We start from the raw sequence: 21,449 nt of genomic DNA on the forward strand, positions 1-21,449 counted from the left end.
CGGAGAGGGGGAGTTCGTGACCGCAGCGATTGTGGCGGCTGTGGCAGGAGTGCTAGGGATTATGGTCGGTCGTCTCTGGGACACGCGATCCGAATCCACGCGATGGCGACGCGATCAGAAGACCGGGTGCTACCAGCGCCTTGCCGAGCAGTTCCAAACGACCTACGAGGCGATCCGAGCCGTGGCTCGGGCGGACACGGACGCCGATAGCCGCCATGCTCTCATCGAGCACACGCGAAATGGCGTCTTCCCTTCATGGGACAGCGCCGTTGCGTCTGTCTGGTTACACGGATCGCCTGAAGTAGTGACGGCGGCGACTCTGCTCGACAAGGCTATTGGCGAGCTACATGATGGGGCGCTTAGGCGGCAGATCGTGTCCCAGCAGGATTGGGACCGCGCTCGCGACCCCGCACGTAGGGCTTTCGAGTGCTTTTTGGCCGCTGCTCGCAGAGAACTCGACCTTGCACCGGTCGGGATTGAATTCCCTGTCCGTCCTGAAGTGATCGACCGGTCATCCTGATCGCTGGTCAATCGGCGCTTGCGGGGTTGTCGCAGCGTATCCGGCGGCGTCGGGCGCTCGAGGACAAGCGGCTACGTGCTGTCTTGCCGTTTCACGATATGAATGACAAGCAGTTCGAGCACGCGCTGGCTTCGCTGTGTCGCGACAGCGGTTGCCGTCAGGTGGAGGTCTCCGGCGGCTCGGGTGACCACGGCGCGGACGTGGTCGCGTTGACTCCGGACGGGCGCAGGTTGATCCTGCAGGCCAAGCGGTACAACATCACACGCAGGGTCGGTGACAAGGAGATGCAGCAACTGGTCGGTGGATTGCTGACCTGGCACCGATTCGACATCGCCGCACTGGTCGCGACGGCGTCGTTCACCGCGCCCGCTCGAGCCACAGCCGCCCGGAGTGGAATCCGGCTCGTGGACAACCGTGCGCTGGCCGCATGGAACTCCGGGACCGGTCCTGCTCCCTGGGAATGAGGTCGGGTTGTGAACGAGGAAACCGGCCGTGGGCAAGGGGTCCTCATCGGTCCGGCCGGTCGAGGACAACGTGGAGGGGAATGGGTTGACCATCTAACGGAGGCTGGATCGCCAGGGGCGAGGCGACGGCGATGCTCGATTCGGGCGACGGCACCGCTGTTTGCGAGGCGATTCTGTCTGTGGCACTGCATGATCCAGATGCGGCGCGGGTGACCGACCGTGCGCTGCGGTTGGTGGATAGTCATGACTTCGGCGTGCGGGCGGCTGCGGTCACCGCTCTCGGGCATCTCGCCCGAATCCATCGGGCAATCGATGAGGAACGTGTTGTTCCGGCATTGCGCCGATTATCGAACGAGCCCGAGATCGCCGGGCGGGTCGAGGATGCTCTCGACGACATCGCGGTCTTCGTCCGCAGGTCGGCGTAGGAGCGGGCGGCGAGCCCGGAACCAGTGGTTCGCGGGCAGTGACCAGGCTCACGATTCGGTTTCGGCACCTGGTGGGAGCGACTGCTGAACAGCGGTTTCTGGTAGGCGTGTGAGGTGGGTCGGCCGGAAAATCGGGTGATTTCTGTCGGTGCCGACCGGAATACTGACCCGCGCCCGATGAGTTCGAGCGATCGACGCCGTCTCTACAGCTGTGGCGCCGGGACCCGATCCGGTGACTCGGCCCAGGGCCACATGTTCTTGTCAACGACCCATTGCCCCGGAGGTATCCGATGTCCGCCGAATTATCCGCTCCCGCCTCGGGAGGGCGGACACCGACCGTCATCCGGGTGCTGGTACTCGCGACTTTCGTCGTGATCCTGAACGAGACCATCATGATCAACGCGATTCCGCGGTTGATGGAGGACCTCGCGATCACCGACCGGGCGGCGCAGTGGGTGTCGACGGCGTTCATGCTGACGATGGCGGCGGTCATCCCGACCACCGGCTGGTTCCTCCAGCGGGTGCCGACCCGGCACGCTTACGCCGCGGCGATGGGCGTCTTCCTGGCCGGTACCGCGCTGTCGGCGGTCGCGCCGTCGTTCGCGGTGCTGCTACTCGGGCGAGTCGTTCAGGCGTTCGGCACCGCGGTGATGATGCCGCTGTTGATGACCACGCTGATGACGGTGGTGCCCGAACGGGACCGGGGCCGGGTGATGGGCAACGTCACCTTGGCTATTTCGGTCGCGCCCGCGATGGGTCCGGTGATCTCCGGGGCAGTGCTGCAAATCGGTTCGTGGCGTTGGCTTTTCGTGCTGGTGCTGCCGATCGCCGGGATCATCGCCTGGCTGGGTCTGCGTCAGCTGGAGAACGTCGGTGAACCGCAAGCCGGGCAGATCGACGTCTCCAGCGTGGCGCTGGCGGCGCTCGGGTTCGGTGGGCTGGTGTTCGGGCTCAGCCGGTTCGAGAGCGGCAACCTCGCCGGCCCGGCGCTGATCGTCGCCGCGGGCTCGGCGCTGATCGCCGGGTTCGTGTGGCGTCAGCTGCGCCTGCAGCGCACCGGCACGCCGCTGCTGGATCTGCGGGTCCTGCTGTCGGCCACCTACGCCAAGGCGCTGATCCTGATGTCGGTGGCGTTCATGGCGATGCTCGGTTCGATGATCCTGCTGCCGTTGTACCTGCAGAACCTGCGTGGCCTGAGCCCCTTGGCCACCGGCTTGCTGGTGATGCCGGGCGGATTGGCGATGGGCCTGCTCGGACCTACGGTCGGCCGCCTGTTCGACCGGTTCGGCGGGCGCCTGCTGGTGATTCCGGGCTCGATCGGCATCGCCGTGTCGCTGGCCGGGTTCACTCAGATCTCGATGACCATGCCGTACTGGCAGCTGCTGGCCCTGCACATTCTGCTGATGGTGTCGCTCGCGGCGGCGTTCACTCCGGTGTTCACGCTCGGTCTCGGCGCGTTGCCGCAGCAGTTGTACTCGCACGGCAGCTCCATGCTCGGCACCTTGCAGCAGGTCGCAGCGGCGTTCGGTACCGCACTGGTGGTGACGGTGATGTCGGCGCACGCCACCACCCGCGCCGCGGAAGGCGCGGATCTGGTCACCGCTCATCTCGACGGCATGCGCCTGGCCTTCCTCGTCTCGGCGGCTCTGGCGTTGCTCGTGATCGTCATGGCCGTGCTGTTGCCGGGCCGGGCCGCCGCCCCGGCGGAAGCCGACGAATTCGAGACCGCGACTCCCGAACTCGCCAAGCACTGAGCGAATCCGGCACGGCGAAGCCCTGGCAGCATCGACTGCCAGGGCTTCGCCATATGGCGGCCGGGGATGGTGGCTCGAAGGAGATGAGGTTGTAGCCGTAGGCGCGGCCGCCTCTCAATCGTTGATGATCGTGACTACCCGGTAGCCGATGATCAGGGCGGTCAGCACCGCGGGGATCGCGGCCACGCTGGGGGTGACGATCGCTCGCGCGAAATCGCGAGCCGGACGGCCGGAAACGGGGGTCATGTCGAACGGAAGCAATCCGGTCGTTGCCGGGTCTCGCAACTGCTGGGCGACGGAGGCGAACAGCTGACGGTAGCGGCGTTCCAGGCTCAGGTAGTACCCGTCGAGACCCCAGAAGATCCAGGTGGGCGCCAAAGCCAGCAGTATCAGACCCGATCCTTGCCGAGCCTGCGCGGTGAGCAGCGCGAAGATCACCGAGACCAGAGTCACCGACCATCCGCGCACCGTGAACGACTGCTGACTCAACCGTGCGATGATGGATTGCAACATCTCGAGGTGCTTGACTCGATGATCCGTATCCATTCCGTCCCCAATTCTTGTCCGGCGGAGAGCAATTCAGTTTTCTGGTCCGAGTCGCCAGGGTACGGCAGTAAGAGCGGGACGGCCGCGACGGACAAATCAGGGCATCGGCGCATCGGCTGTGCGGGCATTGTCCGACAACGAATTCGCGTACCGCTGGAAGCGGTGGACGATAGACTCGCAGCAACAAGGGGTGTGGTAGCCGGTCGGCCCCGGCTCGAAGGGGCAGTTGCAGGTTCGTCGGAGTATCTCGTCGTGGACGAGACGCCCCGGCAGGCAACGGATCCGAGGTAATGATGGCAAGTGCTGAGTTCGGTCCTGAGCTGCGCAGACGCCGAGTCGAGCAGAAGATGACCCTGGGGAAGTTCGCCGAACGCGTGCACTACAGCACGAGCCACCTGAGCAGAATAGAGAACGGGCACAAGTCGCCCTCCGCGGCGCTGGCGCGCATGTGCGACACGGTCCTGTCCGCCGGCGGCGATCTACTGATGCTCGCTCCGCCGGAAGCGCAACCGGATGGCGATCCCGACAGCGATGACGACATCTATTCGGAGGCCGAGTGGCTCGTCCGATTGCAGGTGGATGGTTCCGGTGCATTCCACCTCGGGGAGTCGCACGCGCCGCCGGTGACGGCGTTCCCTCCGGTGCTCACCGGCTCCGCCGTCGTCCTACCCGGTCTGAGCGCGATGTTCGAGCAGACGAGACAGCTCGGCCGGGCCGGCAGCCCGAGCATCGTGCTGCCGATGGTCGTCACTCAGACGCATGCCGCGGTCACCTCAGCGCGGCAGAGCACCGGCGAGCTCCGTCAGCGACTGCTGCTGCACGCCGCGCGTACCGCGGAGTTCGGCGGATGGATGGCGCAGGAGTGCGGTGACGAGCGGGGCGCCTTGTGGTGGACCGATCAGGCGGTCCTGCACGCCTCTGCCGTCAGTGACGAACACATGACCAGCTACGCGCTCGTCCGCCGTGCGGTGCTGAGCCTGTATCGCGGCGATTCCTCCGCGACGACCGGCCTCACCGAACGAGTGCTCGCCGACCACGCCGTCCACCCTCGGATCCGCTGGCTGGCCGCGCTGGGAGCCGCACAGGGGTACGCCATCGGCTTGGACGATTCGAGTTCGATGCGCGCGCTGGACAAGGCCGCGAGTCTCTACGACGCGGCACACCGCACCGGGGATACCGCGCTGGGGCCGTCAGCGCTGCATGAACGGCCTGTGCTCATCGAGGCCTGGTGCCACTACGACCTCGGCAACCTCAGGGAAGCCGCCGTTCTCTTCGATCGTGCGTTGTCGCAGAACTTCGAGCAGTCGGACCGTGACCGTGCTCGGTTCGGCACCCGCCGGGCATTGGTGTACGCCGCGCTCGGTGAGCTGGACCGAGCGTGTGCACTGATCGAGCCGTTGCTCGACATCATCAGTGCGGTCGACTCGATGACCATCCGCGCCGATCTGCGCGAGTTCGCTCGCACGATCGGACGCTACCGCGGGCACTCCGCCCTGCACGACATCCAACCGGCTCTCATGTCCGCCCTGTCGAGGCGTTGAACGACCGGTTGTCCGTTGCCGTTCGCAGCGGCAACGGACAACCACTGTTGCCGGTCGGCTGCCCGCTGGATGCTGGAGAGCGAGCCGTAGTTCGCGGCCTGGAAATCCTGGGCCACCGGCGCAGGCGATATCGCGCTGGGCGGCACTGTCTTCGGACCGGATACGTCGGGGGCGACCAAGGGACAACGCCGCTTCGATGCGTCGCGGCGACGAGGGAAGGAATACACCGACCTACACTGAAACATCGACACGTGGCTCAGCGTGAGGTCGACTGCCGAGCACCGGCGGCGGGAAGTCGACCATAATAGGGAAATAAACCAACCAGAATCTTTCGTGACGGGGTCGTTTGCTGCATCCGGTCGGGTATATGACCGAACGTTTGCTGTTCCGGTCGCCCGGATCTGGGTTCGAGTGCAGACTTATATTCGAAAACCGTGGTGTTTCGGTCGAGGGCGAGATTTGTGACCGCGAGACATCCGGAAGGATGTCACGCGAGGGGTGCAACGAACTGGTCGGTTTAATTACTGTCTCCGCTATTCCGCATCATAAATCTTCACCATCGCGCCGTGCTGCGCTGATAACCGTCCTCGAGGAGTGCCCCAGTTGACGGAGATATTCTTGAACTACCGCATCGTCGACAGCGTCTACGCCGTCAACGAGATATCGAAGCAGATGGCCCACCATCTCGGCAGGGCGCGCGTCTTCCGGGACGAGGATTCCCTGGCCTTGGGCGTGTTGTACGCACGCCGGATACGCCGGGCGCTCCAGGAATGCGACACGATGGTGTCGGTGATCGGCCCGCATTGGCTCGAGGCGCGCGACGCACGCGGACGTCGTCGGATCGACAACCCTCGCGACTGGGTGCGGCTGGAGTTGCGCACCGCGTTCGAACGCGGGATACGTGTGGTTCCCGTGGTGCTGGACGACACGCCGCTGCCGAGCCCGGAGCAGCTTCCGAATGACATTCGCGCCCTCTCCGGTTCGCAATACTGGCGTATTCGCTACCGGACGCTCGAAGAAGACGTCCGCAGCCTACTCGGGCGACTCGCCCCGCAGGTCGAAAGCCGGCCTGACGATCGGCAGCGGGCGGCCGCGCCGGGTACGCAGAACAACCAGGTCAACGTGGCAAGCGATGGCGGCATCGTGAACGCCAATCAGAACGGGACCCAGCGCATCAGGCTGGACGGCCCCGGCAGGAGATGAAAATGCATCCTTCGCCGGGATCGAACAACAATCCCAATGCGAACAATCAGGTCAACATGGCCAACAACGGCGGCAGCATCTTCGCCAACAATGGTGGCCGACAGCGGATAAGCATCAACCACGGCCCGCGGCGGCGCCTCTGGACCTGGTATGTGCTGGCGGGGATGTTGCTCCTCGACATCGCGTACTTCTTCTACGGCCAGTCCGCCTACACGGGAAACGCCGGGAACTCCGGTGATCTATCGCGTGCGTTGATCTTTTTCACGCTGTTCGTCGGGACCGTGGCCTTGCTGCGGGTCTGTCTGCGCGACCTGTTCGGACGGCGGTAGGCATCCGCGACCCGGCCGGTCGGGTCGCTGTCGTCCTCCGGCCACCGGATTCGTCGTTGCCACGAGTCCTTCTCTGTCGTCCACCGGTTCATCTCGCGAGACACGTTTCGGCTGGTCTCGCCGCGAAGCAGGGGTGAAGAACTGTGGCGCGCCGAGTTCCCCTGGAATCGGCAGCGCGCCTTCGAGTAGCTCGAAAACAATATCGAAGTGTTGTAAAGGAAGAATTCATGAGTGTCGCGTTCGACCACAGGAACGACCCGCTGCCCGCCGCGCTGGGGGCGCGGGAGCGTCCGGCGCTGAGCAGTCGGGAGATCGAGGTGCTGCTGGCGTGGATCGCGTCGGACTCCAAACTGGAAGTCAGTCGGCGCCTGTACATCTCGCTGGGGACGGTCAATACCCATCTGGCTCGGATCAGGGACAAGTACGCCTCGGTCGGCCGACCGGCGCCGACCAAGGCCGCACTCGTTGCCCGCGCATTGCAGGATGGGCTGATCGATATCGAGGACCTCTGACCATCGGGTGTCCCGGGCTGTCCCGGTCGGACGGTCCGGACGACGTTGCGGCGCCGAAGGTCCGGGCGGCTCGACGGGTCCGGAGCTGTGAGTCGCGGACCGCGTCGACCGAGGCTGCCGGGACGGCGGGACCGTTCGCGCCCGCTCGGGATCCGGGCGTGGGTGTTCGGGTATGACGCTGCTGACGCCGGTCGGGATTTTGCCGGGAAATGCAGGGACTCGGCAAGATATTGCTCGATACGCGTCGAAGTCGGCGATATATGACTCCTCGCAGGCGCCTCCCTCGGAGTAGCTCAGCGGTAACATTATCGGAAGTATGATCGGCGACGGGACGTGAACGTTCGCATCGCCGCCGGGGTGATGAGGTATATATTGTGCTCGTAAGCGCCTACAGAAATGCTCCATTACGGCATCGAATTCTGAAGGGCTACGTAATCGTCGCGGACGATATCGACGAAATGCATCGAAAGTTGCGACGGTCATCCAGCGCGTTGTCCGGTTCTGGCGGGGGGTTCCCGCGAGTGTGTTTCAATGCCAACCGGCCGGGTTGTCTGTGGATCGATACCGGGCCGGTCTGGATCAGCGATCCCGCGCAGCGCTCCGCGCTCGTCGGCGCCTTGGCCGACGTCGTGGCCGCCGCGGCGGAACAGGTGCGGCAGGCCGGTGGGACGCTGTTGCCGTCGGGCATCTCCTGGGGCGGCCCGCCGCATCGTCGGCTGTGTGAGGATGGGCATTCCGTCGAAGTCGCCGATGACTTGCAGCGGGAGATTCTCAGCAACCTGATCCGGCGCTACGTCCCCGAACTCGTCGCGCTCAGTGGGCGCGCGCTGTTCGTCGCGGGCCGCGTCAACGGACGTGGTTCGCTGCGTCTGGCGGAGTCGAAAGACCAAGTCTCCACGCGCTATATCGCATCCGCGTCCGTCCGGCACCTGCGGCGGGTCGAGCAGGCGTTGCGCCGCGACGACCGCGTATCGGGCTTCGCAGTGATGGATGTGAATCCGGTCGGTGACACGGAATTGGAGATCCCGAATGTCAGCGTTCGATGCCTGGACGCGCAGATCTTCCCGAGTTCGGCCGTCGCGCAGGCGGTCGTGCTGCAAGCACTCGCGGTCCGTGCGCGGATGATGGAGCGCGACGGCCGGCGGATGCCCGCTGTTCCGCAACGGATGCTCGACAGAAATCGGTCGAACGCCATTGCCAGGGGCATGGGCGGGGAGTTCGAGCGTGAGGCGGACGACCCGCGGAAAGCGCGGGAACAGGCGACCGTCCGCCGCTCGGCGGCCGAGTCGGTGTCCGATCTGCTCGACGACCTCGACGCCGAACTGCGCGCGATGCAGATCGAGCCGCGCGAGATCCTGCCCTTGCTCTCCGCTCCGGAACTCGCGAAGCTGCATCCGGAATACGCCCAGACCGAGAATGACTTGCTGGCCGTCTGGAGCCGGCAGCGCGCGTTCGGAGTCGAGCAGATCGCGGCACTGCTGCGGGACCGGGCGACGCTCGCGGACGACCAGTTGACCAGGCACAACAGGCGGATTGCTCCGGGCAGCCTGGGAACCTTGGAAGCGGCCTGGCGAACCAAGCTGACGGCCCGGCCGCGACGTTCGACGCCGAACGGGCGCAAGGGGCCGGTTCGCCCCGCTCGTCAGCGCCGGTCGGACGACGAGATCATTCGCGAGTTGGACCAGTTGACCGAGCAGCGTGACATGGATGAACGGCTGCGCGCTCTGCTGGCCGGTCGCCCGCCGCGCAATCTGGCTCCGGCGCTGTCGCGCCTCGGTCGCAGCAAGGAGATTCGCCGGGTGCTGCGGCAGCCGAACGCCACGGTGCTCGAACTGAGCGCGCCGGAGGAACTCGGCGATGGCGTGCCGGACGAGTTGGGCAGCCGGTTGTCGCGGAACAACCGGGTTTGCGTGCGTCTCGATGTGGCCGAGACCGAACGGAAGTCCGCGGTGGACGCGCTGATGGATCTGGCACGCAGACTGCCGAGGGGAGCGTGTGCCGGGTTGATCACCAACCAAACCTACGCGCGCAAGACCGATCGCCGCGCCAGCATCGAGATGATCATCTTGGGCTCCACCGAAGGGGCGCAGTCGTGAATCAGCCCGTCAATGTCGTGCTGGATATCCGGCAGACGAGCAATCCGCCCACCGACGCGGCCGAGTTGCGGGCGCTGTGGACGCAGATCGAACAGCATCTCGACGGCGCCAGCCTTCGCGACGCCGAGAAGGTCGTTGTCCCGCTGCGGGACAACCGGACGTGCGTTCTGTGGATACAGGATCGGCTGCGCGCTCCGGAGCGGGTCGACGACACCACGGCCTTCTCCATCCGGGGTGTCCTGGAGCCCGCCATGGTCCGGCACAAGTGCACGACCTGCTCGGCGGAAGGCAGGGTCACCTACGGGCCCTTCCTGTGTACCGGGTGCGGCCAAGGGGATCGGCTGGGACGTGTGTGCGACGAGCACGCCGTCGTCATCGAAGGTCGGATGACCGCGACGTGTGCGCGCCACCGGCCCGGCTGCACGTGCGGGGCCGCGGCCACGTTCTGGTGCAACGGGGAGATATGCCGGGGACGCAAGGCGTTCTGCGACCGGCACCGGGTCGGGCACCCCGGCGGCGCCGACATGTCGTACTGCCCCGATTGCTATCGAAAAGAATTCCCGGAATGCGCCGGCCCGGGATGCGATTCGACCGGAAGCATCGCTTGCGAGTTCGTCGTCGATGGCAAGCGCGCGACTTGCGGAAACGCGGCATGCGCTAGGCACGCTTATCGCTGGCAGATCTTCGGACCACATAAACGAGGGCTCGGGCTGTGCCCGGATCACGCGCGACGGCTGAAGTCGCTGGAGGACCGCCAGATCGTCTTCCAGATCGTGGCGGGAACCGCGAATCGGCGGCGCGGTCAGCGCTCCGAGGCGAGGCGCACATATATCGCGCTGCCTCGGTTGACGATCGTCCGGCATATCTTCATCAATTCTCGTTCACGCAAGCTGGACATGGTTTCCATCGACCGGATGTTCGGTGAGCTGCAGCACGACAGCCGCACCGACAACGCTGTGCGCCGTCTGTTGCAGGAGCACGAGAAGATACGCAAACAGGACGTGGCCGTTTTCGAAACAGACGAGGAACGCGGTCGCGAACTCTTCGACAAACTCACCGCTTGGTTGCGGGCACGCGGCCGCGGCGAGGTGGCGAGCCACATCAGCTTCGCGGACTACCGGCCTCGGTCCAACCTGCTGTTCGTCGATGTCGAGCCGGAATACATGGGCAGATTCATCGGACGCGGCGGCGCGGAGAAGCGAGCGGCGTCGAACGACCTGGGGGTCAGGGTCGAAGTGGAGCGGAAATGACATCGACCGAATGGGACAGCAGGCGGCACACGTTGCAGGTCGCCAAGGGAAATGGGCTGGTCACCGCGAATATCGTCGCCGTGAGCGCCGAGGATCGTCAGGGTACGTCCGGCCGGGTCGACACCGCCCGGGTCGGTCTCTTCGAGGTGGGCGCCGACTCGTCGCGGCAGGCACCGGTGCGGATCGTCGCCTCGCCTTCGGTCGCGGAGGGATCCGTCGTCGTCAGCACGGATCTGGTGGATGAGCTGCGGCTGGGCGTGATCGACGAGCACGGTTGGCGCTTGAGCGCGATGGCGTGCGATCCGGCTGCGCGGATCGTCCTGGAACCGCTCACCGAGAACCGTCTGGACGAGGTCTGCCAGCAGTTGCGGAACGCGAAAGACATCGTGGGCCAGCAAGTTCATCTCGGCGAAGGCGACTCGTGGGTATACGCCGACGGGGAGTCCTTCCGGGTGCGTCAGGTCTTCGACCGCTCCGGGCGGGAGCGGACGGACCTCTGCTATATCGACGCCGAGACCGAAATGGACGTGTTCCTGGCCGGCAATCGCAACGGGGTCGACATCGTGATCCTCGCCGATTGCAGCGGTTCGATGAGCTGGGACGACATCGAGGACCGCGCCGACGTCGTCCGTCTCGGGTCGCGCCGGAGATCCGCCTACATATCGCGGATGGATGCCCTGAAGCGTTCGCTCATGGATATGGTCGAGATCCGCAGGCACGTGACCGGGCGGGTGGCCCGTATCGCGCTGGTGAAGTTCACCACCACGTCGATGTGCGTCTTTCCTCGGTCGGGCTCGATGGCCGAGATCCAGGGCCCCGACGACGAGCGCACACTGCGGGACTTCCAGGGCGCCATCGGCCTGCTGCGGCCGGAGAACGCGGCCACCGACATCGGGCAGGCCCTGCATTTCGCGTCCGACCTGCTGCATCGCCACGGTGTGCCGGGTAACGACCGATTGATCGTTCTGGTCAGTGACGGGGCCGACTGGAAAGAGAAGGGCGAGGAAACCGCGGGCGAGGCCGTGGTCGCGATCGCCGATCCGGTCTCGCTGATGGAGGAACTGCACGAATTCCTGAGCATCAACCTCCATGCCGTCGGAATCGGCGATCGCGACACGTTCATGCGCTGGTGGCAGACGAATCGTCCACCGGGCGAGCGCGATCCGCATATCAGTGTGATCCCGAACCACGCGTTGCTGCGGGAACTGGTGCGGGTGGGTGGTGGCGATCCGAGCCGGACCGGCGGGGTAGACGTACTGCACAGCTATTTCGCGGATCTGGGCACGGGTGTCGCGCATCATGTCGGCAAACCGTCCGGTCCCGGCGGCGCCAGGCTGCAGTCGACGATCGATACGCTCCATCCCGCGGGTCGCCGCGTCGACCGCGAAGTGCGGCGGAGACTCGGGGATCTTTCCGAGGAGCTGCTGGACTTGCGGACCCAGTTGAACGACCTCTCGCGCCGATGCGGTGAAAGCGATCTCTTCGGCCAGGTGCACCACGGCAAACTGCTCGATCTCGGGCGTCCGCTGCACGGTGCGCGCGATTTCACGTCATGGATCCTGGATTGTCATCAGGCGTTCGGTGAGACGTTGGACCGGCGGCTCAAAGGCGAGCAGCCCAAGGAGCCCAAGGACCGGTACGGCGTCGACGGTGTCTACGAGAAGATCCGGGATTGGCGGATGGACGCCGTCCGGCGGTTCCGCAACAGCGACGGGCACGCGTTCATCGAGAGTCGTGATGCCGAATTGCTCGGTGCGGTCTGCCTCAAGTTGACCGGACGGAAGGTCCTCGCCGACGACGACGCGGACTCGTGGACGAAGCTGCAGGTCGGATTGCTGGCCGGTGTCGTCGAGGTGCTGCGAGAGGTGAAGATCGTGCTCGAGAACGCACCGCTGTCTCCGCGAGCCGAGCAGTATGCCGACGCGTTCTCCATCGAAGGCTACTAGGCCCGTGACCACTGGACTCAGGAGAAATCGTGGCCGCTGACGTGTTCGCGTGCCTGATCTTTCGGGTGCGCTGGCAGGCCGATCGAATGCCATCTGCCTGTGGCTGGTTCCCGGGCCCTCTTCCGGTGCCGATCCCGAGCGCCGGTGCTGCGATCGGCCGCGGGGGCGAAGCGGTGGTCGCCGACCGAAACGCCAGGACCGCGTACTTCTCGGCCCGCGTGCACGACGCGCTGTACGGCGCGGCGGACCCGGTGGCGGCCACCGGCCGTTGGCACAGATTGACGACCGGTGAGCCGCCGGACCGGCAGGGTGCGATCGTCCATGGCTGGGAATTGCTGTTGGGCGACGAAGGCGGTTACGCCGTCGCGCATGTGGAGCTGTCGAAGCAGCCGGTCGATGTGTTGTCCGAACTCACCGAGGTGCGCGGGGAGGGCCGCCGATGGTTGTCCAGCCTGGTCGACGACGTATCGTTCGAGTCGGGGAGGCCGCGCGTCGTCACCCACCTCTGCTGGACGAACGATTCGATGCCGGAGCCGATTTCCGATCCGACGGCACTCGGTTCCTGGTCCACGGTGCAGCGATGGCAGTGGTTTCTGGCGTCCGGCACGTCGGTGGCGGACGGCCTGCCCGACCCCGGCGATCCCCGGATTTTCGCTGACGTCGTCCATCTGTCGGGGGATTGGCGCGCGTTGGTGCTGCGCGACGGCGTGACCTACACGGCACTGACATCGACCGACGCCACCGAATTCCATACCGTCGCACGCGTTTACGTGCGGTCGATCCATGTGGACGCCGTTCTGCTCGGCTCGCTGCAACTGAACGCCTTGCACCGCATCGCGGATCGGATCGCGGACATCCGGGTCGATCGCACCGGCGCGGGGCCGGTCGAGTCGCTGGAAGCCGAGATCCTCGACACCCGCGCGAAGCTGTGGTGGAACAACATCTCCGAGCGTGGGGCGCAGGTCGCGGATGTGCTGCGCGCCTTCCAGAACCAGCATCGGATGACCGACCTCTACGCACAGGTTGTGGCGGACCTGGACGACATCTCCCGGTATCTGCAAGCCCGTCGTGCTCGACTGGAGGACGAGGCGACCGCCGAAGCGCAGGCGCGCAGGCGCCGCAGCGAGGAGCGTCATCGGGTGTCCGAGGACCGCGATCGCAGAAATCAGACCACCATCGCTGTCATCTCGTTTCTGCTCCTACCCTTCGCCGTCACCTTCAGCGGCGCCGCTGTGCTCACCGATCCGAGCGCGACCGCCTTCGCTTGGAGTATCGCCGTGGCCATCGGGTTGTCTCTGGTCCTCGTCACCGTCTCCGCCCTGCGTGACCGGTGACGTGCGAAATGGCGTTGTCGCACTCGTCGCATTTCTGGTGCTGGCCGAGTACGGGCACATCATTATTTCCTATGCCGGTGGTATCGGCCTGCTCGCGCTGGCTATCGGGTATCTCACGAATAGCGACATCGTCATGGGGATCGGTGGTATCGGTATAGCCGTCGCAGTCGTGGTGCTGATTCTCTTCGGATGGCTCGAACCGTGACGATCGACGGTGCGTGCGGAAAATCGGCAGCGCCGAGCGATTTTGTCGGTTGAACGGCCGACAGTGAATTCTCGTAGGAAAAGGTAGCATTGGCACGCCCGGGTGGCAGGTGAAAGGGAGTGGCACCGAATGAGTGAACCGAAGGCGACGATTCTTCCGGTGTATTTCGTCGCGGACGAATCGTATTCGATGGTCGACGACGTAGCGGATCTGAACACGGGCCTGACCAGCCTGCTCGACACCTTGCAGGGTGAATCCATGGCCGCGGCGAAGGTACGTTTCTGTGTGCTGGGGTTCTCCGACACCGCGGTCTGCTATCTGGAGCCCACCGATCTGCGGCATCTGGACGCCATGCCGGAACTGCGGGCTCGTGGTTCGACGTCGTTCGCGGCGGCATTCGCCGAATTGACCGATCGGATACCGCGCGATATCGCCGCGCTGAAATCCGACGGCTACCTGGTGAACCGGCCCGCGGTGTTCTTCCTCACCGACGGTGCGCCGAATCCGGGAGACGGCTGGGAGAGCGAACACGCGCGTTTGACAAGTTTCGCGGCGCGCCCCAACATTCTCGCGTTCGGCATCGGGCAGGCCGACGCCAACGTTATCAGGCGGGTCGCCACGAGCCCGAACTACGCGTTCATCACCGCCGCCGGGACCGACACAGGCGTCGCGATCTCGAAATTCATCACCGCGCTGACGCAATCGGTGATCAATTCGGGCCAGGCGTTGGCCACGGGCCAGGCGACGCTTCAGGTGGAGAAGCCGGACAACTTCGTCTCGCTCGCGGTGGACACGGTGTGATGCGCTTTCTGAGCAAGCGAGACAAGCAAGCGCCGGACGACTCCTCGTCGGCGGACACGGTTGATGTCGCGAATCCGGAACCGGCAAGTGAGCGAATCGCCTCGGCCCTACCGAGTCGGCCGACGAGCGAGCCGATCGTCGTCGGTGATCCCACACCGGCGTTCGAGCCGAAAGCCGTCGGCGACGAATACGGCAGGACGCCTTACCGTGCGGACACCATGATCGACGGATGGTCGCGCGGCCCGTTCACGATCCGCGCGGCATCGGTGCGCGGATACCTGCACCGGTACAACGGCGCTCCGCGCCAGGACGATTTCGCCGTCGCCGCCGCGCCGGATCGGGAACGACTGATCGTGGCCGTAGCCGACGGAGTGTCGGCGGCGCGGCATTCGCACATCGGCTCGACCACCGCCGTGCGCTACGCCACGCAGTGGCTGGAAGAGCAGCCCGCGCGGGAGCTCGGCGACATCGGCTGGCACTCGCTGTTCCAGAACACCGCGTGGATGTTGACCGAGCGGGCGGCCGCCGTCCTGTCGCTGCCGCAAGCGGATGCCGAGCAAGCCGAGCAAGCGCTGGCGACCACGCTGACGTGCGTGGTGTGCGAGCAGCACGCCGACGGCGGGTTGTCGGCGACACTGGCCGGGGTCGGTGACTCCGGTGTGTGGTTGCTCTCTGGCGCGAGTTTCATTCCGGTGCTCGGCGGTAAGCCGGCTTCCGGCTCCGGGTTGACGTCATCCGCGGTGAGCGGGCTGCCCAGGGTTCCGAACGACGTCGAGCCCATCTCGGTAATCGTCGAGCCGGGTCAGGTGTTGCTGGTGGGGACCGACGGATTCGGGGATCCGCTCGGGAGCGGCGACGGCGAAGTCGGCGCGTTGTTCGCCTCGGTGCTCGCCGGTCGAGTGCCGTCGCAGCTGGAATTCGCGCACGCCCTTGATTTCTCGCGGGAGACCTTCGACGACGACCGCACATTGGTGGCCATCTGGCCGAGGGAGAACTGACGGGACGGGCAGTGACACAGCAGCGAGTGAAGGTCGGTCAGCTGGGCCCATTGACCAAACTGGCTTCCGGCGGTCAAGGGGTGGTCTACAGCGCCCCCGGTGCGCGGATGAGATACGCGAAGGCGGTGGTGTACAAGGAGTACAAACCCGCTGTGCTGCCCAGCGTCTCGGTCGACGTGCTGGACGAGATGCCTGTCTATCTGGAATCGCTGCCCTTCGCCGAGGGCATGGATCTGCTCTCCCGGGTGGCGTGGCCGTGCCGACTGGTGGAGGCGGACAACTCCATTCAGGTGACCGGGTTCGTGATGCCCGCGATCCCGGACGAGTTCTTCATCAAGATGACCATGTCCTCGGCGGTGCAGTCGAAGACCGCGGAGTTCCAGCACCTGCTCAACGGTGACGCCTTCCTCGCGAGGCGTGGCATCCCCTTGACCGAACGGCACCGTTACGAATTGCTGGCGGACGCCGCTGAGGCGCTGACGATTCTGCATCGCCACCACATCGCGGTCGGTGACCTGTCACCGAAGAACCTGCTGTTCTCGTTGCAGCCGGACCGGAAGGTGTACTTCATCGACTGCGATGCCATGCGACTGCGCTCCCGGTCGGTGTCCGCGCAGGTCGAGACTCCGGACTGGGAGGTCCGGGTGATCAATCCAGGAGAGGAACTGGCGACCGCCCAATCGGATGCCTACAAGTTCGGCTTGCTCGTCCTGCGGCTGCTGGCCGGAGACCAGAGCACCCGCGATCCGCACCGGTTGCCCGCCGCCGTGCCGAGTGCGGTCCGTGTGCTGGTCGACGCGGCCCTGTCCGCCACGCCGGGGCAGCGGCCCCGCCCGGCGGACTGGCTTCCGGCGCTCACCGACGCGGCCGCCCACGCGACGACGCGAACGCCCTCGCCACCACCAGGAACAACGCGCACACCACCTTGGCGCGGCCAGGCCCCCACCGGCGGGGCCGGTGCGCCGGTGCCGGGCCCTGCCCCGGTGGGTCCGCCTCGGCCCGCTCGCCGCCGCCCGTTCTACCAGCGCATTTCGACGCGTGTGAAAGTGATCGCCGGGATAGCAGTTCTTCTCGTCATCGTCGGCTTGCTGACCAGCAAGACGTGGGGCGGCAACAATCCCAGCCCGGCAGGCGATCGGGCGCCGGCCGTGGCGGCGATCCCGGCGACGGTGACTTCGACGATCGCGGTGGGGGCGCAACCGTGGGGCGTCGCGGTCGATCCGAACACCGAAAGCGTTTTCGTCACCAACAGCGCGGGCAACTCGGTCTCGGTGATCAATACCCGGACGTCTGCCGCCGCGTCGGTCACCGCGCCGGGCATGGTGAAACCGGCCGCGGTCGCGATCGACGCGGCAGCGGGCATCGCCTATGTCACCAATGCCGGAAGCGGCTCTGTATCCCTGATCAGTACGCGAAGCCGGGCAGTGGTCGGAAGTATCGCGGTCGGCGCGGGGCCGTATGGCATCGCCGTCGACTCCGCCGCGCGCACCGCTTTCGTCACGAACTTCGAGGCGAACACGGTGTCGGTGATCGACACCGGATCCAGGGTGGTCACCGCGACGATCCCGGTCGGCAGCCATCCCTATGGCGTGGCCGTGGATCCCGGTACGCGCGGCGTCTTCGTCGCCAACGCGGGCCCGCCCGGCGCGGTCGATCACACGGTGTCGGTCATCGACCCCGTGGCGTCGGCCGTGGTCGCCACCATCAATGTCGGGAACCAGCCGTGGGGTGTGGCGATCGACGCCGATACGCGAACCGTGTACGTCACCAATCACGCCGACGGCACCGTCTCGGTGATCGACATCCGAACACGCGCGGTCACTGCGACGCTGCGCGTCGGGCTCGGGCCGGTCGGTGTGGCGGTGGATCAACCCGGGCGGACGGTGTACGTCACCAACCACGGTCTCGATGACGCGCGTACCGGCAACACCATTTCTTCGATCGATACCCGGACCGGCAAGGCAGGCGATTCGATCCGGGTCGGAGCCCGCCCGCACGGTGTCGTCGTCGATCCCGCCACCAGAAACGTCTATGTCACGAATTTCACCGACGGCACGCTGTCCGTGATCGGTGACTGATGCCGATACACAACCTCCACAAGGGGAGAACGCGCTGGTCACGGCTCGGTGTGGCAGTGGTCGTCGCGTACGCGACTGTCGTTGTCGCGGGTAGCGGAACCGAGCACGAGTTGCCCGCAGGACCGAGTGAGTCGACTGCCCTCGGCCGGAGGCTGGAGCCGATCGTGCGCGGCGTTCTGGATTCGATGCTCGTTCCCGGCGCGGTGGTGTACGTGCGCACCCCGGACACCGTCTGGCGGCAGGCGTTCGGGACGCGGACCGTCGGGCAGGACGACCCGATCACGGTGGACGATTTCTTCCGGGTCGGTTCGACTACGAAAACGATGGTCGGCACCGTCGCACTGCAACTGGTCCGGGAAGGCAAGCTGGCACTGAACGATCCGGTGTCGAAGTACCGGCCGGGCGTTCCGAACGGCGCGCGGATCACGATCACCGAGCTGCTGAACATGCGCAGCGGGTTGTTCAGCTACAACGAGGCGCCGCGGCTCGCGCGAGCGATGGACGAGGATCCCGGGCGCACATGGGAGCCCGAAGAGCTCTTGCGGCTGGGTCTCTCGTCGCCGCCGTATTTCGAACCCGACGCGGACTTCCGCTATTCGAATACGAATACGATCCTGTTGGCGTCGCTGCTCGAGCAGATCACCGGGCAGGATATCCGCTCGTTGCTCACGGATCGGATCTTCCGCCCGCTCGGTTTGGCGAAGACGTCCTTTCCGGCCCCCGGTGACGCTTCCCTGCCCGCGCCGTCACCGCATGGATACCTGTACGGCACCAATGTGGAGGCGCTCGCGTCGCCGCGGTTACCGGACGGCGAAGTCCTGGCAGCCCGAGCGGGCACCTTGCTGCCGACCGATGTGACGAATCTCGATCCTTCGTGGATCGGGGCCGCGGGAGCGGCTATCTCGACCGCGGAAGATTTGGCCGCCTACGTCCGGAAGCTGGTCGGCGGCGACGAATTGCTCGGGTCCCCGCTCCAGCGACAGCGCCTCGACAGTGCGGCTCCGCTGAACCGGAGCGATCCGGCGGGCATCCATTACGGCCTCGGGCTGGAGTCGTTCGGGCCGATGATGGGCCACGACGGGGCCATTCCGGGTTTTCAGACGTTCATGGGCTACGACCCCGTCACGGACATCACCATCATCGTGCTGTGCACGTTGCGCGACGGGCCCGCGGGTGGAAGGCCCGCGAACGAGATCGCCTACGGCTTCGTCCGCACGCTGATCGGTGGATGACTCGGCGTCGCGACGGCCGAGCGTCGGCGTTCGCGGGCCGATCGCCCGGCGAAACGGTTCATGATCGGCTTGTCGATGCCGTGATAGATGGCTGCGGCGGCAAGGATGGATGCCACGAGAGTGATCGTCGCCCACATCGCCCAGCCGCCGATCGAGTATCGCCTGCCGCCGATGAACAGCCGGGTGATGATCACCATGACCGGGAACTGGATCATGTAGAACGCGTAGGAGATGTCACCGAGCCAGATCAGTGGGCGGCGGGCGTTGAGACCGGAGACGCCCGCGAGGTCGCGGGCGGCCAGGGTGGCGACGACCGCCGCCATCGGTCCCACCAGCAGCGCCGACATCTTGTAGTTCACCGGAACGAACCAGGTGGCGGCATAGCCGAGCGCGAGCGCGGTCAGCGGCATGGTCAGCCGAGTGTTGCGCCACAGCCCTTCGGCGACCAGGCGAGCGGCGAGGACTCCCAGGTAGAACTCGGGCAGTCGCGATGCCGGGAAAAGGTAGCTGAGCCAGTACGACGGCGGTATCGGAATATCGCGTTGCGCGAACCATTGTGGTGAGGCGTGGATTTCGAACTCGGGGGAGACCTCACCCCGCAGCAGCCTCGGAGCGAAGGTGTTGGCGATGCCCTTGGGCCCGTCGGCCCAGAGGTAGAAGCCGGTGTGCAAGGCGAGGATCAGGACGAGCAGCGCCGCCACCGCCCACCACAGTCTGTGCCGCGGAATCCGGGCGACAGCCGGTGCGGCAAGGGGAAAACTGAGGTAGAAGAGCAGTTCCGCACACAGCGACCAGGACGGCACATCGAGCCCTCCCAGCGTGGTCCACTTCGGCACCCAGGTGTGCACCAGCAGAAGGTTCGGCGCCCACACCACCGGACGGGCCAGCGGTACGCCGGCCGCGACGACGAATACCAGTGCGGCGACCAGGTGGGTCGGGTAGATCTTCAGGATCCGGCGGCGATAGAACAGCCGGACCGACTTACCGTCGCGGCACGACCAGTAGATGACGAAGCCGGACAGCACGAAGAAGAAGGTCACCCCCGCCGCGCCCAATTGCATGGGAACGAAGCCGTGGATGGTGCGGAACAGCTGGGACTTCTGGAAGGGGTAGACCGGAAGGAATACCAGTGCGTGCAAGACGAATACCGCGAAGGCCGCCCACCATCGAGCGCCGGTGAGGGCGGGCAGTTCGGTGCCTGGACGATGGTCGGACAGCATGGGCGAGGCCTGCTCAGAGCCCGAATTGCTGTCGCATCCGGTCGGCGGCGACGCCGTTGCCCCGCGCGTTGGGATGTACCGGAGCGCCGTCGAACGGTGAGTCCGCGCCGGCAAGGCCGCTGATCCACGGATCGTCCGAACAACTGGCGTGCCCCGTGGTGACGGCGCGCACGTCGACGAACTCGATCCCCAACAGCCCCGCGGCCGTCCGCTGTGCGTCCTGGACTCGATCGAGGTACGCGATATAGCCTTCCGCGCGCGGCTGGACGACCCGTCCGGCCACAGCGAGATCCATACACGCGGTCGACTGTCCCGGCGGGAACACTTCCGGATACCCCACGAGTGCCACCCGTGCCTTCGGTGCGTAGTAACGCACGAACGTGACGACCTCGCGTACCCGATCGGCGTAACCGGAGCCGGTCACCGCGCGGTAGTCGGGCAGCCGGTTCTGATCGGCGGCGTCGAACCCGCACCCTGCGACGATATTGAGTAGACAGTCGGTCGAGGGGAACGCCGTTCCGGTCGAGTTGCCCCACACGTCGTTCAGTCCGGCTTGGATCAGGACGACCCGGGTGTCGGGCCCGAAACCGCCCTGTGCGAACGCCTTCCGCGCCTGGTGCACCAGAGTCCAGCCGTTGCCGGTGTCGATCGTGCCACCGTTGCAGGACACGTCGAGGAATTGGGCCGTCCCGGACAGCTGTGTCGCCGTCGCGAGTTGGTTCGGCCAGGAAGAGGGCGAACGGGTGCATCCGTCGTCGGCGTGGCCCAGGACGGGGGCGGTCGCCGTGAACGAATCGCCCAGAACGACCAGTGCGGCCCCGCCGGCCGGATCGGCCACGGCGGTCGTGCCGGGGATCAGGACGGCCATTGTCACCGCCGCGAGCACCGCGGTGACCGTCGACCTCCCTCGGAGCGACCTCATCACACACCCAATCGTTAGATGGCACAGGAGGATTTAGTATTCCGTTGCCGCGCAGTCCGCCGCTGTCCGTCGA

General features: G+C 66.0%; 19 protein-coding genes. 16 read left to right on the forward strand and 3 right to left on the reverse strand.

Going from position 1 to position 21,449, the window contains the following annotated elements; genetic code table 11:
- The first annotated feature begins 618 nt into the window (after nt 1-618).
- The 3 genes from ON29_RS08630 (at nt 619) to ON29_RS08640 (ending at nt 3,163) form a co-directional block, all read left to right on the forward strand.
- On the forward strand, nt 619-984 hold the full coding sequence (locus ON29_RS08630; RefSeq protein ID WP_051175000.1) for a restriction endonuclease: 366 nt from the start codon (nt 619-621) through the stop codon (nt 982-984).
- 131 nt (nt 985-1,115) lie between these two features.
- A complete protein-coding gene (locus ON29_RS08635) occupies nt 1,116-1,409 on the forward strand; it encodes a HEAT repeat domain-containing protein (protein ID WP_040865659.1) in 294 nt (97 codons plus the stop codon).
- 290 nt (nt 1,410-1,699) lie between these two features.
- The gene (locus ON29_RS08640) at nt 1,700-3,163 is read left to right on the forward strand and encodes an MDR family MFS transporter (protein ID WP_040865660.1); all 1,464 of its coding nucleotides are present in this window, start codon (nt 1,700-1,702) and stop codon (nt 3,161-3,163) included.
- A gap of 114 nt (nt 3,164-3,277) precedes the next feature.
- On the opposite strand, the gene ON29_RS33705 is transcribed toward ON29_RS08640, so the two are convergent.
- Entirely contained in the window at nt 3,278-3,676 is a 399-nt protein-coding gene (locus tag ON29_RS33705; RefSeq protein WP_157172700.1) for a hypothetical protein, read from the reverse strand.
- Nucleotides 3,677-3,999: 323 nt separating this feature from the next.
- Here ON29_RS33705 and ON29_RS08650 point away from each other — a divergent pair, with 323 nt between their 5' ends.
- The 13 genes from ON29_RS08650 (at nt 4,000) to ON29_RS08710 (ending at nt 19,234) form a co-directional block, all read left to right on the forward strand.
- Nucleotides 4,000-5,250 (forward strand): helix-turn-helix domain-containing protein, encoded by a 1,251-nt coding sequence (locus ON29_RS08650; RefSeq protein ID WP_040865661.1) that lies wholly within the window; start codon nt 4,000-4,002, stop codon nt 5,248-5,250.
- A 618-nt stretch (nt 5,251-5,868) separates the two neighbouring features.
- On the forward strand, nt 5,869-6,453 hold the full coding sequence (locus ON29_RS08655) for a toll/interleukin-1 receptor domain-containing protein (protein ID WP_157172701.1): 585 nt from the start codon (nt 5,869-5,871) through the stop codon (nt 6,451-6,453).
- 2 nt (nt 6,454-6,455) lie between these two features.
- Entirely contained in the window at nt 6,456-6,782 is a 327-nt protein-coding gene (locus ON29_RS08660; RefSeq protein ID WP_040865663.1) for a hypothetical protein, read from the forward strand.
- A gap of 227 nt (nt 6,783-7,009) precedes the next feature.
- Nucleotides 7,010-7,294 carry a helix-turn-helix transcriptional regulator gene (locus ON29_RS08665; protein ID WP_040865664.1) on the forward strand — a complete coding sequence of 95 codons (285 nt, stop codon included), beginning with the start codon at nt 7,010-7,012 and terminating at the stop codon, nt 7,292-7,294.
- 521 nt (nt 7,295-7,815) lie between these two features.
- On the forward strand, nt 7,816-9,390 hold the full coding sequence (locus tag ON29_RS08670) for a glutamate--cysteine ligase family protein (RefSeq protein ID WP_040865665.1): 1,575 nt from the start codon (nt 7,816-7,818) through the stop codon (nt 9,388-9,390).
- Nucleotides 9,387-10,640, forward strand: a complete 1,254-nt coding sequence (locus tag ON29_RS08675) for a KH domain-containing protein (RefSeq protein ID WP_051175003.1) — start codon at nt 9,387-9,389, stop codon at nt 10,638-10,640. Before ON29_RS08670 ends, ON29_RS08675 begins: the two co-directional genes overlap by 4 nt.
- The gene (locus tag ON29_RS08680; protein WP_040865666.1) at nt 10,637-12,586 is read left to right on the forward strand and encodes a vWA domain-containing protein; all 1,950 of its coding nucleotides are present in this window, start codon (nt 10,637-10,639) and stop codon (nt 12,584-12,586) included. The genes ON29_RS08675 and ON29_RS08680 overlap by 4 nt, the downstream gene beginning before the upstream one ends.
- Before the next feature lie 29 nt (nt 12,587-12,615).
- Entirely contained in the window at nt 12,616-13,920 is a 1,305-nt protein-coding gene (locus ON29_RS08685; RefSeq protein WP_157172702.1) for a hypothetical protein, read from the forward strand.
- A complete protein-coding gene (locus ON29_RS08690; RefSeq protein WP_040865668.1) occupies nt 13,910-14,125 on the forward strand; it encodes a hypothetical protein in 216 nt (71 codons plus the stop codon). The genes ON29_RS08685 and ON29_RS08690 overlap by 11 nt, the downstream gene beginning before the upstream one ends.
- A 129-nt stretch (nt 14,126-14,254) precedes the next feature.
- Nucleotides 14,255-14,926, forward strand: coding sequence for a vWA domain-containing protein (locus ON29_RS08695; RefSeq protein ID WP_040865669.1), 672 nt, complete (start codon nt 14,255-14,257; stop codon nt 14,924-14,926).
- The gene (locus ON29_RS08700; protein WP_040865670.1) at nt 14,926-15,924 is read left to right on the forward strand and encodes a protein phosphatase 2C domain-containing protein; all 999 of its coding nucleotides are present in this window, start codon (nt 14,926-14,928) and stop codon (nt 15,922-15,924) included. Before ON29_RS08695 ends, ON29_RS08700 begins: the two co-directional genes overlap by 1 nt.
- Nucleotides 15,925-15,935: 11 nt before the next feature.
- Nucleotides 15,936-18,002: a YVTN family beta-propeller repeat protein gene (locus ON29_RS33710; protein WP_157172704.1), complete on the forward strand. Its 2,067-nt coding sequence runs from the start codon at nt 15,936-15,938 to the stop codon at nt 18,000-18,002.
- Between the two features lie 164 nt (nt 18,003-18,166).
- Nucleotides 18,167-19,234 carry a serine hydrolase domain-containing protein gene (locus ON29_RS08710; protein WP_245548870.1) on the forward strand — a complete coding sequence of 356 codons (1,068 nt, stop codon included), beginning with the start codon at nt 18,167-18,169 and terminating at the stop codon, nt 19,232-19,234.
- Here ON29_RS08710 and ON29_RS08715 read toward each other — a convergent pair.
- Both ON29_RS08715 and ON29_RS08720 read right to left on the reverse strand, forming a co-directional pair.
- Nucleotides 19,201-20,454 (reverse strand): acyltransferase family protein, encoded by a 1,254-nt coding sequence (locus ON29_RS08715; RefSeq protein WP_051175006.1) that lies wholly within the window; start codon nt 20,452-20,454, stop codon nt 19,201-19,203. The two genes, ON29_RS08710 and ON29_RS08715, sit on opposite strands and share 34 nt — an antisense overlap.
- Before the next feature lie 13 nt (nt 20,455-20,467).
- Nucleotides 20,468-21,376, reverse strand: a complete 909-nt coding sequence (locus ON29_RS08720) for an SGNH/GDSL hydrolase family protein (RefSeq protein WP_083863313.1) — start codon at nt 21,374-21,376, stop codon at nt 20,468-20,470.
- Nucleotides 21,377-21,449 lie beyond the last annotated feature (73 nt).

Origin of the sequence: Nocardia exalbida NBRC 100660, from assembly GCF_000308575.1 — a bacterium.
Classification (GTDB): Bacteria; Actinomycetota; Actinomycetes; order Mycobacteriales; family Mycobacteriaceae; genus Nocardia; species Nocardia exalbida.